This is a genomic window from Microbispora cellulosiformans (genome assembly GCF_008728085.1).
GTDB classification, from domain to species: Bacteria; Actinomycetota; Actinomycetes; order Streptosporangiales; family Streptosporangiaceae; genus Microbispora; species Microbispora amethystogenes.
On sequence record NZ_VYTZ01000012.1, the window covers coordinates 113,120 to 126,884 of the forward strand.

Here is a 13,765-nt window from a genome sequence, read left to right on the forward strand (position 1 = left end):
GGGGAATCGGTGGGATGGTGTTCACCCATCCATTGCGGGGACAGGGGGGCGCGATGAGACGGACCACCGGCGTGGCCGTACTGGTGGCGGGGGCGTGCCTGACGGCCTGCGGGGGCACCGCGACGGGCGGCACCACGACAGGCGGGCTCGGAACCGGCGCGGGGCCGGGAAAGCCGGGGAACGGCGCCGCGCGGGCGCCGGGCGCCTGCACGGTCACGGACAAGCTGATCCCGACGTGCGGGGCGTGGTGGGGGATCGCGCCCGACGTCTTCTCCGGGCGCGGCCCGGTCCGGGCGATCGAGCTCGCCGAGCGGCGGATGGGCCGCAGGGCCGACATCGTGCACGTCTACCACCGGGGCGGCGAGCTCTTCCCGACCGCGGAGGAGCGGGAGGTCGCGAAGGGGCCCCGCCTGCTGCTGGTCAACTGGAAGCCCGCGCTCGACCACACCTGGGCGGAGGTCGCCCGCGGCGACGTGGACGGGCGGATCGACCGGCTCGCCGAGCACGTCAGACGCACCTTCCCCGGCCGGTTCTTCCTCACGATCCACCACGAACCGGAAAACGACGTGCGCGAGGGCGGGGGATACTCGGCGGCCGACTACACCGCCATGTTCCGCCACGTCGTGACCCGTCTGCGGGAGCAGGGCGTACGCAACGCGGTGACCGTGATGACCTACATGGGCGCACCCAACTGGACGGCCAGGCCGTGGTTCGGCCGGCTCTACCCGGGTGACGACGTGGTCGACTGGGTGGCGTTCGACCCCTACGCCGACGGCCGGGTGGGCGACTTCGCCGGGCTGGTGGACAAGACCCGCCCCGATGTGCCGGGCTGGCCGGGGTTCTACCGGTGGATGCAGGCCAGGTTCCCGGCCAAGCCGATCATGGTCGCCGAGTGGGGCGCGTTCGAGCGGCCGGACGCGCCGCACTTCAAGCGCGACTTCTTCGACTCCGTCGCCCGCCAGATCGGGAACTATCCCCAGATCAAGGCGCTGGTCTACTTCGACTCGCCGCTCGCGCCCCGGGGGGACACCCGGTTCGACACCACGCCCGGCGCCACCCGGGCGTTCGCCCAGCTCGGCCGGGACCGCCGCTTCACCTCCACGCCGGTGCCGGCCTCCTGACCCGCCCGCTTCGTCAGCCGCAGCGAGGCGCCCCGGAAATCGGGTGACAACGGTCTTCACTCACCGTTCGGCCCATCTTCACGTCGGGCGTGCGGTCCGCGTCACGACGCGTTCCTAACCTGAGCCGGTCGCAGACACCCCCCTGTGGAGGACAGCCATGCCGTCCCGCCGGATCACCGCTCTCGCCGCCGCCCTCACGCTGTCCGCCGCCTCCCTGGGCCTGTGGGCCACCGGAGGCCTCAGCGCCCAGGCGGCCACGTTGCCGACACCCGACCACACGGTGGTCGTGGTCTTCGAGAACCACGCCTACTCCCAGGTCGTCGGCAGCTCCAGCGCGCCGTACATCAACTCGCTGAAGAGCGGCGGGGCCAACCTGACCGCGTTCTACGCCGAGACCCACCCCAGCCAGCCCAACTACTTCGCCATGTTCTCCGGGTCGACGCAGGGCATCACCGACGACTCCTGCTACACGCCCGGCTTCAGCTCCAAGCCCAACCTGGCGTCGGAGCTGATCGCCGCGGGCAGGACCTGGGCCAGTTACAACGAGACGCTGCCCAGCCAGGGCTCGACCACGTGCAGCAGCGGGAAGTACGCCCGCAAGCACAACCCCTGGTTCGGGTTCTCCAACGTGCCGACGTCCACCGCGTACACCTTCGCCCAGTTCCCCACCGACTTCACCAAACTGCCGGCGGTGTCGTTCGTCGTCCCGAACCTGTGCAGCGACATGCACGACTGCTCGGTGTCCACCGGGGACACCTGGCTGAAGAACAACCTCGGCGCGTACGCGACCTGGGCCAAGACCCACAACAGCCTGCTCGTGGTCACCTTCGACGAGGACAACCGGCTGAGCGGCAACCGGATCGCCACCGTGCTGTACGGGCAGCCGGTGCGGGCGGGATCGTCCTCCGCGACCACCTACAACCACTACAACCTGCTGCGCACCATCGAGGACATGTACGGCACCGCCCACGCGGGCAACGCCGCCTCGGCGTCGGCGATCTCCGGCGTCTGGAACTGACCGCGTGTACCTCGCGGACAGCCGCGGCACGCCCGCCGTCGCCCCGCACCGGGGACGGCGGTGGGCGGCCGTTCCGGGAACCGTGCTGGCCCTGGGCGCGGTGAGCCTGATCACGGACGTGTCGGCGGAGATGGTCACCGCCGTGCTGCCGCTCTATCTCGTCTCCGCGCTGGGGCTGTCCCCGCTCGGCTTCGGGGTGCTGGACGGCGTCTACAACGGGGTCGGCGCCCTGGTGCGGCTGGCCGGAGGTCACCTCGCAGACGGCGGGGGCGGGCGGCACAAGGCGGTCGCCGTGGCCGGCTACGGCCTGTCGGCGCTGTGCAAGCCGCTGCTGCTCCTCGCCCACACCCTGCCGGCGATCGGCGCGGTGCTGGCCCTCGACCGTACGGGCAAGGGCCTGCGCACCGCGCCCCGGGACGCCCTCATCTCGCTGGCCACCCCGCCCGAGCGCCGGGGGCGGGCGTTCGGCGTGCACCGGGCGATGGACACCACCGGAGCCCTCTGCGGGCCGGTCCTGGCGTTCCTGGTGCTCGGCGTGGCGGCGGAGGGCTACGACGCCGTCTTCACGGTAAGTTCCTGCGTCGCCGCGCTGGGCGTGATGGTGCTCGTGCTCTTCGTCCCCGCCCGCCCCGCCCACGCCGACACCGCCGCCAACCTGACCGACGCGGATGGGAGTGCGGCGCACTCCGGGACGCTCCGGGTGACCGCGCTTCTGCGGATGCCCGGCGTACGGCGGCTCGCGGCGTGCGCGGTGCTGCTGGGGCTGACGACGGTGAGCGACTCCTTCGTCTACCTGCTGCTGCAGCGCAGGTTCGAGGTGCCCGCACAGTGGTTCCCCCTGCTGCCGCTCGGGACCGCGGCCGCCTTCCTGCTGCTGGCCGTCCCACTCGGCGTCGTCGCCGACCGGATCGGACGGCGGAGGTTGTTCCTGCTCGGGCACCTGGCGCTGCTCGCCGCGTACGGGCTCGTGCTGGCCGTCCCCGGCGGGCCGTTGCCGGGGGTGCCGGTGATGGTGCCGGTGGCGGCGGTGCTCGTCCTGCACGGGGCCTTCTACGCGGCGACCGACGGCGTGCTGGCGGCCGCGGTCGCCGGCCTCGTGCCGGACGCGATGCGGGCGAGAGGGCTGGCCCTGGTGGGCACCGGCCAGGCCCTCGCCCGGTTCGCCTGCTCGATCGCGTTCGGCGCCGTCTGGACGGCCTGGGGCGACGGCCCCGCCCTCGCCGTCGCGACGGCAGGGCTGGCGATCTCCACCCCCGTCGCGATCGCCGCACTGCGCCCGTCAGCAAGCCCATCCTCGGGCCCGCCTGGGGGCCCTTCCCCCGGCTCCTCCGCCGGCCCCTCCCGGCAGCGGGCGACCTGAGCGTGCGACGAGAAGGGAGTCCCGTGACCGTCCCACCCCGCCGGACCGTCCCACCCCGCCTGACGGTCCTGCTGGCCGCGGTCCTGCTCCTCGGGGGCCTGTCCGTCTGGGCGGTGGTGCACGCCGCCGCCCGGGCGGAGAGCCGGGGCCTGCCGCTGGCGGGGGAGCCCGCCGCCGGTCCGGGAGCGGTCACACTCGCGGCGGGACACGAGCGCAGGATGCTCTTCCGGACGATGGAGTGGGGTCCGCACCGCGACGAGGTGGTCGCCGTGCCCGCGGACGACCCGGGAGCCGCTCGCGTCTCGGCGGGAGTGCGGTGCCTGCGCTTCCACGCCTCGTCCGGCACCGGCTCGTGCCTGCAGGCCGTACACGGCTCACTGGGCGACACCTACCGGGCCGTGGTGCTCGACGCGCGCCTGCGGGAGCGGCGCGCGTTCCCCCTCGCCGGGATCCCGACCCGCACGAGGGTCTCGCCGTCCGGCCGCATGGCGGCCTGGACCGTCTTCGTGAACGGCGACTCGTACGCGGGGACGAACTTCTCCACCCGCACCTCGATCCTGGACACGCGCACCTGGTCCCTGCGGGACAACCTGGAGACCTACCGCGTCGTCAAGGACGGCCGTCCCTATCACGCGGCCGACGTCAACCTGTGGGGGGTGACCTTCGCCGATGACGGCCATTTCTGGGTCACCCTCGCGACCGGGGGCCGCACGTGGCTGGCCCGCGGCGACGTCGCGGCCCGCAGTCTGACCACGGTCCGGGAGAACGTGGAGTGCCCGTCCCTCTCCCCGGACGGCACCCGCGTCGCGTTCAAGAGACGGGTGCCCGGCCTGCCCGAGGACGCGCCGTGGCGGTTGTACGTCCTCGACCTCCGGACGATGCGGGAGACCCCGGTCACCGAGCGGCGCAGCGTCGACGACCAGGCGGTGTGGCTCGACGCCCGCACGCTCGGCTACGCCCTGCCGGGGGACTTCGGCGCCGACATCTGGGCCGCGCCGGCGGACGGCTCGGGCGCCCCGCGCCGCCTGCTCACCGCCGCGCTCGCCCCCGTCGTCGTGGAGTGAGTGACTGCCGTCGCGGCTAGCGGATCCAGCCGCCCGAGGTGACGAGATTCAGCACGGACCCGACCGCGCGTTCGATCGTCATGCCGGTGGTGTCGAGGACGAGGTCGGCGTCCTCCGGCTCCTCGTACGGGTCGGAGACGCCGGTGAACTCCGGGATCAGCCCGGCCCGCGCCTTGGCGTACAGGCCCTTGCGGTCGCGCCGCTCGCACTCCTCCAGCGGCGTGGCCACGTGGACCAGCAGGAAGTCGCCGCCGACCTCCGCGACCATCGCCCGCACCTCGTCGCGGGTCGCGGCGTACGGCGCGATGGGCGCGCAGATCGCCAGGCCGCCGTGCCGGGCGACCTCGGCGGCGACGAACCCGATCCGGCGGATGTTGCGGTCGCGGTCCTCCCGCGAGAACGTCAGCCCGGCCGACAGCATGAGCCGCACGACGTCGCCGTCGAGGTAGGTGACGGTGCGGCCGCCCCGCTCCAGCAGCGCGTCGCGCAGCCCCCGCGCGATCGTCGACTTGCCCGAGCCGGACAGCCCGGTGAAGAACACGACGAGCCCCCGCCGGTGCGGCGGCCCGGGGATCGTGACCGGCGCGGGGCCGGCGTAGTGCTCGGTGGCGCCGTAGTTGCGGGCCACGTGCTCGCGGAGTTCGAGGTCGATCTCGGCGTCCTCGCGCGGCGCGAGCGGCACCGCGACCACCATCGCCCCCGGCAGCCGCTCGGCCGCCTTGAGCGCGGCCCGCACCACCGCCGGACCCGCCTCGCCGAAGACCAGGGGCATCAGGAGCACGGCCGCGTCCAGTTCCTCCGCGGTCGCCGCGACGTCGTCGAGCGCGGCCGAGTCGAGCGGCCCGCGCATGGTCACCGCGAGGACCTCGCCGCCGTCCGGCAGGTCCTTGCGCACCTCCTCCGGCGTACGGCGCAGCCGCGCGAACGGGCCGTACACAGGGGCGTCGAGCGCCTCGACCGGCCCGGCCGCGTGGTGCCCGTCGCGCTCGGTGACGGTCAGCACCGCGACCGCCGCGCCCTCGGGGTCCTTCAGCGTCACCCGGTCGCCGGGCCCGATCTCGTCGGGCAGCGCGATCGTGACCGGGTCGGGCCAGGGGGCGCCGCCGGGCAGCCGCCCGCGCCCGGCCACGCTCTCCGCCTCCGCGGCGGTGAGGAAGCCGGTCAGCGGCGCGTACGCCCCGGACAGCAGCAGCTCAAGGTCGGCCAGCTCACGCGCGTCGGGCGTCCACTCGGTCATGGGTTCCGCTTCGTCGGTCGGTGGGTCGTCGGATGGTCAGGAAACCTTACCTCGGAGTACGGCCGCACCCGAGCCCTTCGCACCCGCCCATGAACCCCGCGAGGTCCGGACATCGCGGCGATGCCCGGCCCTCGTGTCGCAGAACGTGCCGCGGAACCCCGGCCTGACGGCGGAAGCCCGGTCAGATGAGGCGGGCGAAGTGGTTCTGGGGCCGCCGGATCACCATGGTGATCTCGTCCTCGGTGCCGTTGAGCCCGCCCCGCGAGAGCGCGGCCACGGCCCGGCAGACCAGGGCGACCAGAGTGGGGTGCGGGCCCCGCCGGGCCGAACCGCTCACCGCCGAGTAGTCCTCGGCGATCATGAGCCCGCGCATCAGGCAGTACGCCTGGATGCCCTCGCGCGACGCCAGCGGCTCGTAGACCGCCGGCAGCGGTCCCACGGTCCCGGCCGGGGCGAGCGCCCGCCACACCGTCCGCCTGAACCAGCCGGGGATCGTCCGGTCGCAGAAGCCGTACGCCGACCTGCGGTCGCGCATCTTGAGCAGCAGCAGCCCGCCGGGGCGCAGCCCCGCGACGAGCCGGTCGAGCACGAGCTCGGCGTGGCGGATGCGTTCGAGCAGGAACGACACGTAGACGACGTCGAAGGAGCGCGGCGGCATCGGCACCAGGCGCAGATCGCCCAGATGGGACGCCTCCAGGTCGCCCCGGGCGGCGGTGCGGGCCCGCAGCGCCGGGAGATCCTCGTCCACCCCCGTCATCCTGGGCTCGTACCGCCCGACGTCGAGCTCGCCGCCCCGGCCGCACCCGGCGATGAGGATGTCGAGCCGCCGCCCGAGCTGGTCGGTCCACTGCTCGCGGATCCGCTGACTGAACACGTCGTCCTGGTCGGCGGACGACACCCGAACCTCTGTCATGACACCGAGAGTAATCACCTGACGACTCATCGTTGCGCATTTGCCGTCACCCATCATGTCCGGACCGAGGAGCGAGGGAACGAGCGAATACCGAGGGAAGCTCCTGTCGCGCGCCTCCGGCACGGCCGACGAACCGCAGGCCTCGAGCGGCCGGACGGAGTGGGCCGGATAAACCGGGGTAGCCTTGGTAGCCGCGGCCCGGTCGGGATCGTCTCGCGGATCGGGCCCGTGTCCGCACGCCTGCTGTCTTAGTCACGGGGCTTTTGAAGGCATCAATGTCTCTTTCCGGACTGCTCGACCTCGTTTCCGCCGAACCAGGGCTGGCCGCCGCGCTCGACGCCGCCGGACAGCCCGCCGATCCGCGTGCCCAGCTGGGCGCCGACCTGGTGGCGCCGCCCGCGCTGCGGCCGTTCGCCGTGGCCGCGCTGTCCCGCGTACGGCCCGTGCTCGCCATCACGGCGACCGAGCGCGAGGCGGAGGACCTCGCGGCGGCGCTCACGAGCCTGATCGACGAGAGTACGGTGGCCGTCTTCCCCGCCTGGGAGACGCTTCCGCACGAGCGCCTGTCGCCCCGCAGCGACACGGTCGGCCAGCGCCTGGCCGTCCTGCGGCGGCTGGCGCACCCGATCGAGGGCGACCCGGCCGCCGGGCCGCTGCGCGTCGTGGTGGCCCCGGTCCGCTCGCTGCTGCAGCCGATCGTGTCCGGCCTCGGCGACCTCGCGCCCGTACGGCTGCACGCGGGCGACGACGCCGACCTGGACGACGTGGTGGCCCGGCTGGTGCAGAACGGCTACCACCGGGTCGACATGGTCGAGAAGCGCGGCGAGGTGGCCGTGCGCGGCGGCCTGCTCGACGTGTTCCCGCCGACCGAGGAGCACCCGCTCCGGCTGGAGTTCTGGGGCGACACGATCGAGGAGATCCGCTGGTTCAAGGTGGCCGACCAGCGTTCCCTGGAGGTCGCGCGCGACGGACTGTTCGCCGCGCCCTGCCGTGAGCTGCTGCTGACCGACGACGTACGGCGGCGGGCCCGCGAGCTGGGGGAGGAGCACCCGGCGCTCAAGGACGTGCTCGACCAGCTCGCCGAGGGTGTGCCGGTCGAGGGCATGGAGGCGTTCGCGCCCGTGCTCGCCGGGTCGATGGACCTGCTGCTCGACCACCTGCCGGTGCGGTGCGCCGTGTTCGTCTGCGACCCCGAGCGCATCCGCGGCCGGGCCGTCGATCTGGTGCGGACGAGCCAGGAGTTCATGGAGGCGTCGTGGATCGCCGCGGCGGCCGGCGGCGAGGCCCCGATCGACCTGGAGGCGGCCTCGTTCCGGACCCTGGAGGAGGTGCGCGACCACGCCCGTGAGCTGGGCCAGCCGTGGTGGAGCATCGCCCCCTTCGGGGAGGGCGTCGAGCTGGAGGCCCAGGACGTCGAGGCGTACCGGGGTGACACCCAGCGCGCGCTCGCCGACATCAAGGGCTGGCTCGGCGCGGGCCGGGCGGTCGTGCTGCTGAGCGAGGGACACGGCCCGGCCGAGCGGATGGTCGAGCTGCTGCGGGGCGTGGACGTGGCGGCGCGGCTGGTGCCGTCCCTCGACGGCCCGCTGCCCGCCGACGTCGTGCAGGTCACCACCGGGCGGATCGACCACGGGTTCATCGCGCCCGGCGTCGCCGTGCTGACCCACCTCGACCTGGTCGGGCAGAAGGCCTCGACCAAGGACATGCGGCGGCTGCCGTCGCGCCGCCGCAACATGGTCGACCCGCTCCAGCTCAAGGTCGGCGACCACGTGGTGCACGAGCAGCACGGTGTGGGCCGCTACATCGAGATGGTGCAGCGCACGATCCAGGGCGCGACCCGGGAGTACCTCGTGATCGAGTACGCCAGGGGCGACCGGCTCTACGTGCCGACCGACCAGCTCGACGAGGTCACCCGTTACGTCGGCGGCGAGGCTCCCACGCTCAACCGGATGGGCGGCGCCGACTGGGCCAAGGCCAAGACCCGGGCCAAGAAGGCGGTCAGGGAGATCGCGGGCGAGCTGATCCGGCTCTACTCGGCCCGGATGGCCTCCCCGGGCCACCCCTTCGGCCCCGACAGCCCCTGGCAGCGGGAGATGGAGGACGCCTTCCCGTACGCCGAGACGAACGACCAGCTCGAAGCGATCGACGAGGTCAAGCGCGACATGGAACGGGCGGTCCCGATGGACCGCCTGATCTGCGGCGACGTGGGCTACGGCAAGACCGAGATCGCGGTGCGGGCGGCCTTCAAGGCGGTGCAGGACGGCAAGCAGGTCGCCGTGCTCGTGCCGACGACGCTGCTGGTGCAGCAGCACCTGTCGACGTTCGGCGAGCGGTTCGCCAGCTTCCCCGTCACGGTGAAGCCGATCTCCCGGTTCCAGACCGACGCCGACGTGCGGGAGACGCTCGAGGGCCTCCGCGCGGGCGGGGTGGACGTCGTGATCGGCACCCACCGGCTGCTGTCGCCGGAGGTCAGGTTCAAGGACCTCGGGCTGATCATCGTGGACGAGGAGCAGCGGTTCGGCGTCGAGCACAAAGAGGCCATGAAGCACATGCGCACGCAGGTCGACGTGCTCGCCATGTCGGCCACGCCGATCCCGCGGACGCTGGAGATGGGCCTCACCGGCATCCGTGAGATGTCGACGATCCTCACCCCGCCGGAGGAGCGGCACCCGATCCTCACCTTCGTCGGGCCGTACGACGAGAAGCAGATCGGCGCGGCGATCCGGCGCGAGCTGATGCGCGACGGCCAGGTGTTCTTCGTCCACAACCGGGTCCGCACGATCGACAAGGTGGCCGCGCGGCTGCACGAGCTGGTGCCGGAGGCGCGGATCGCGGTCGCGCACGGGCAGATGAACGAGACCCAGCTCGAAAAGATCATGGTGGACTTCTGGGAGCGCAACTTCGACGTGCTCGTGTGCACCACGATCGTGGAGTCGGGCCTCGACGTGCCCAACGCCAACACGCTCATCGTGGACCGGGCCGACAACTACGGCCTGTCGCAGCTCCACCAGCTGCGCGGCCGGGTGGGCCGGGGCCGCGAGCGGGGATACGCCTACTTCCTCTACCCGCCCGAGTCGCCGCTGACCGAGACCGCGCACGAGCGGCTCGCCACGATCGCCCAGCACACCGAGATGGGCGCGGGCATGTACGTCGCGATGAAGGACCTGGAGATCCGTGGCGCCGGCAACATCCTCGGCGCCGAGCAGTCCGGGCACATCGCGGGTGTCGGCTTCGACCTGTACGTCCGGATGATGGCCGAGGCCGTCCAGGAGCAGAAGGCGAAGCTCACCGGGGGCACGCAGACGGAGGAGCGGCCGGACGTCAAGGCCGAGCTGCCGATCAACGCCCACGTGCCGCACGACTACGTCACCTCCGAACGGCTGCGGCTGGAGGCGTACAAGCGGATCGCGGCCATCGGCTCGGAGGACGACATCGCGGCGGTCCGCGACGAGCTCACCGACCGGTACGGCAGGCCGCCGCAGGAGGTGGACAACCTGCTGGAGGTGGCCCGCTTCCGGATCAACGCGCGGCGGGCCGGGCTGACGGACGTGACGCTGCAGGGCCAGCAGATCAGGTTCGCCCCGGTGGAGCTGAGGGACTCCCAGCAGGTGCGGCTGCAGCGGCTCTATCCCCGATCGCTGTGGAAGCAGGCGACCGGGACCCTGCTCGTGCCGGTGCCCAAGACCAAGCCGATCGGCGGGCAGCCGTTGCGCGACCTCGACCTGCTGAAATGGTGCGGGGACCTGGTCGAGGCCCTGTTCCTGGAGCCGATGCGGGTACAGTGACCCGCGAAATCGTCAACACTACGCCTGGCCGGTGTCGTTCGGGAGGATTGTCCGTGAAGTCGTATCGAGTGCGCGTCGCCGTGACGCTGGCGGCGGCCGGTATCGCCATGACCGCCTGCGGCGGCCCGGTGCAGGCGGGTTCCGCGGCCATCATCGGCAACGAGCGCATCACCTCCAGCCAGGTGAACGACGAGGTGCGCGCGCTGCGCGCCGACCTCGCCGCGAACAAGATCCCCGAGGACCAGCTCCAGCTGCCCGCCTCGCTGCCGCAGATGGTGCTGCTCAACATGACCTTCAGCAGGCAGTTCGAGGAGCTCGGCCGGCGCAAGGGCGTCACCGCCAGCGACCGGGACATCGACGACCTCGCCGTGGCGCAGGGCGGCTGGGCGCAGTTCGACAAGGTGCTGCTGGCCAACGGCATCCCGAAGGACCAGAGCCGGGCCTTCCTCCGCGCCTACATCATCCGGTCGAAGCTGGCCCAGCAGGCCGGGGCGGGCCAGGACGAGGCGAGCCAGCAGGCCGCGGGGCAGAAGGTGCTCCAGGAGGCCGAGACGACGGTCCCGGTGAAGTACAGCCCGCGGTACGGCAAGTACGACCCCGCGCAGGGCTTCGTGGCCGACGACCGCTTCGGCGCGTACCAGCCCGCCGCGCCCGCCGCTCCCGCTGGAGGGGCCGCCGAGGAGGCTCCGCCGGCCGCCGGCTGAGCGGCGGCCGCTCACCGGTCGTTAGGGTGAGGGCATGTCGTTGATCGTGGTGACCACCTCGCCCCGGGTCGCCCCGGGCCTGCTCGCTCCCGCGGCGTGGCGGGCCCTCACCCGGGGCCGGGTGCTCACCGGCGCCCCCGACCATCCGTACCTGCCCTATCTCGGCGAGGCCGGGGTCGTGGTCGAGGTGGTGACGCCCGACCCGGGCGCGCTCGCCCGCGAGAGCCGTACGGCGACGGTGGTGTGGCTGGCCGCCCAGGACGGCGACGAGGACCTCATGCGCGCGGTCGGCCACGCCGCGCTCTCCCTGGACGACCCGCCGGAGATCGAGGTCGTCCCCGGCTCCTACGACCTTCCCGGGGCCCGGGTGCTCGATCTCGTCCAGGTCATGGACCGGCTGCGCCGCGAGTGCCCGTGGGACCGCAAGCAGACCCACGAGTCGCTCGCGCCCTACCTGGTCGAGGAGGCCTACGAGGTGCTCGAGACCATCGACCAGGGCGACTACCCGGCCCTCCGGGAGGAGCTGGGCGACCTGCTGCTCCAGGTGATGTTCCACTCCCGGGTGGCCCAGGAGCGGACGGCCGAGGGTGGCGGCTTCGACGTCGACGACGTGGCCGCCGGCATCGTGGAGAAGCTGGTGCGCCGGCACCCCCACGTCTTCGGCGACGTCCGGGTGACCGGGGCCGGAGAGGTCAGCGACAACTGGGAGACGATCAAGGCCGCCGAGCGCGCCGCCAAGGGCGAGACCTCGTCGGCGCTCAGCGGCGTGCCGATGGGGCAGCCCGCGATCTCCCTGGCCGCCCAGCTGCTCCGCCGGGCCGGCCGGGCCGGTGCGCCCGCCTCGCTCGCCGACGGCCTCCCCTCCGGCGCCGGGGCCCGCCTGTTCGCACTCGTACGGACGATCCAGGAGGACGGACTCGACCCCGAGGCCGAGCTCAGGGCGGCGGCCAGGGAGTATCGGCGGCGCGTCGAGCGGTGGGAGGCCGGCACAGAGCAGATCGGCACAGAGCAGATCGGCACAGAGCAGGCCGGGGAGCCGCGGGACACGCCGTGAAGCCCAGCCCCTCCGCCGTACCGTGCAGTAGGGACCGATAGGCTCTGGTCGCAAACCGCCCGCCTTTTTGCTAGGAGCGTTCGTGGCTGCCATCGAGGCCGTTACCGCCCGCGAGATCCTCGATTCCCGTGGGAACCCCACGGTCGAGGTCGAGGTACTGCTGGACGACTACAGCACCGGCCGCGCCGCCGTTCCGAGCGGCGCCTCCACCGGCCAGTTCGAGGCCGTCGAGCTGCGTGACGGGGACAAGAGCCGCTACCTCGGCAAGGGTGTCGAGAAGGCCGTCCTCGGCATCACCGACGAGATCGCCGACGAGATCATCGGCTTCGACGCCGAGGAGCAGCGTCTGATCGACCAGACGATGATCGACCTCGACGGCACGCCCAACAAGGCCCGCCTCGGGGCCAACGCGCTCCTCGGCATCTCGCTGGCCGTCGCGAAGGCCGCCGCCGACAGCGCCGACCTGCCCCTGTTCCGCTACGTCGGCGGCCCGAACGCGCACATCCTGCCCGTGCCGATGATGAACATCCTGAACGGCGGCGCGCACGCCGACACCAACGTGGACATCCAGGAGTTCATGATCGCCCCGATCGGGGCCGAGACGTTCTCCGACGCCCTGCGCATGGGCGCCGAGACCTACCACACGCTCAAGGGCGTGCTGAAGGAGAAGGGCTACGCCACCGGCCTCGGCGACGAGGGCGGCTTCGCGCCGAACCTGCCGTCGAACCGCGACGCGCTCGACCTGATCCTGGTGGCGATCGAGAAGGCCGGCTACACCCCGGGCCAGGACATCGCGCTCGCGCTCGACGTCGCGGCGAGCGAGTTCCACAAGGACGGCGTCTACACGATCGACGGCAAGGGCGTGTCGTCCGCCGAGCTGATCTCCTTCTACGAGGACCTGGTCCGCTCCTACCCGCTGGTCTCCATCGAGGACCCGCTGAACGAGGAGGACTGGGAGGGCTGGAAGGCCATCACCACGTCCCTCGGCGCGAAGGTCCAGCTCGTGGGCGACGACCTGTTCGTGACCAACCCCGAGCGGCTCGGCCGCGGCATCGGCGAGGGCGCGGCCAACGCCCTGCTGGTGAAGGTGAACCAGATCGGCACGCTGTCGGAGACCCTCGACGCGGTCGACCTCGCCCACCGCAGCGGCTACCGCTGCATGATGAGCCACCGCTCCGGCGAGACCGAGGACACCACGATCGCCGACCTCGCCGTGGCCACCAACTGCGGCCAGATCAAGACCGGCGCCCCGGCCCGCTCCGACCGCGTGGCCAAGTACAACCAGCTCCTGCGCATCGAGGAGCTGCTCGACGACGCGGCGCGGTACGCCGGTCGCTCCGCCTTCCCGCGCTTCAAGGGATAACGGCGGCGCGACAGGGTAGCCTGCGGCGAACGCGGGCGGCCCGGCCGGGCACCGTACGGGCAGGCGGCGCGGCACCCCGCCGCGCCGCCCCCGGCCTGACCGGGCCCTGTGTGAGCCCTGTGTGAGCCCTGTGCGAGCGCTGACCG

Annotated in this window: 9 protein-coding genes and 1 pseudogene; 8 read left to right on the forward strand and 2 right to left on the reverse strand. The window is 72.7% G+C overall.

Going from position 1 to position 13,765, the window contains the following annotated elements; translation table 11 throughout:
• Nucleotides 1-53: 53 nt before the first annotated feature.
• From F5972_RS28230 to F5972_RS28245, 4 genes are all read left to right on the forward strand, one after another.
• Nucleotides 54-1,121 (forward strand): glycoside hydrolase family 26 protein, encoded by a 1,068-nt coding sequence (locus F5972_RS28230; RefSeq protein WP_150937604.1) that lies wholly within the window; start codon nucleotides 54-56, stop codon nucleotides 1,119-1,121.
• Between the two features lie 157 nt (nucleotides 1,122-1,278).
• Nucleotides 1,279-2,139 carry an alkaline phosphatase family protein gene (locus F5972_RS28235; protein ID WP_150937606.1) on the forward strand — a complete coding sequence of 287 codons (861 nt, stop codon included), beginning with the start codon at nucleotides 1,279-1,281 and terminating at the stop codon, nucleotides 2,137-2,139.
• 4 nt (nucleotides 2,140-2,143) lie between these two features.
• The gene (locus tag F5972_RS28240; protein WP_150937608.1) at nucleotides 2,144-3,499 is read left to right on the forward strand and encodes an MFS transporter; all 1,356 of its coding nucleotides are present in this window, start codon (nucleotides 2,144-2,146) and stop codon (nucleotides 3,497-3,499) included.
• Between the two features lie 23 nt (nucleotides 3,500-3,522).
• Nucleotides 3,523-4,563: a TolB family protein gene (locus F5972_RS28245; RefSeq protein WP_150937610.1), complete on the forward strand. Its 1,041-nt coding sequence runs from the start codon at nucleotides 3,523-3,525 to the stop codon at nucleotides 4,561-4,563.
• A gap of 16 nt (nucleotides 4,564-4,579) precedes the next feature.
• On the opposite strand, the pseudogene cysC reads toward F5972_RS28245, so the two are convergent.
• Nucleotides 4,580-5,803: pseudogene (gene cysC / locus F5972_RS28250) on the reverse strand (adenylyl-sulfate kinase); the annotation flags it as partial.
• 178 nt (nucleotides 5,804-5,981) lie between these two features.
• Nucleotides 5,982-6,713 (reverse strand): methyltransferase domain-containing protein, encoded by a 732-nt coding sequence (locus F5972_RS28255; RefSeq protein ID WP_191910345.1) that lies wholly within the window; start codon nucleotides 6,711-6,713, stop codon nucleotides 5,982-5,984.
• 275 nt (nucleotides 6,714-6,988) lie between these two features.
• Between F5972_RS28255 and mfd the strand changes: the two genes are divergently transcribed.
• The 4 genes from mfd to eno all read left to right on the forward strand — a co-directional run bounded on the left by mfd (nucleotide 6,989) and on the right by eno (nucleotide 13,619).
• A complete protein-coding gene (gene mfd, locus F5972_RS28260) occupies nucleotides 6,989-10,498 on the forward strand; it encodes a transcription-repair coupling factor (protein WP_150937614.1) in 3,510 nt (1,169 codons plus the stop codon).
• A 53-nt stretch (nucleotides 10,499-10,551) separates the two neighbouring features.
• Entirely contained in the window at nucleotides 10,552-11,202 is a 651-nt protein-coding gene (locus tag F5972_RS28265; RefSeq protein ID WP_150937616.1) for a SurA N-terminal domain-containing protein, read from the forward strand.
• Nucleotides 11,203-11,236: 34 nt separating this feature from the next.
• A complete protein-coding gene (locus F5972_RS28270; protein ID WP_150937618.1) occupies nucleotides 11,237-12,256 on the forward strand; it encodes a MazG family protein in 1,020 nt (339 codons plus the stop codon).
• An 82-nt stretch (nucleotides 12,257-12,338) separates the two neighbouring features.
• A complete protein-coding gene (gene eno, locus F5972_RS28275) occupies nucleotides 12,339-13,619 on the forward strand; it encodes a phosphopyruvate hydratase (protein ID WP_150937620.1) in 1,281 nt (426 codons plus the stop codon).
• The last annotated feature ends 146 nt before the right edge of the window (nucleotides 13,620-13,765 follow it).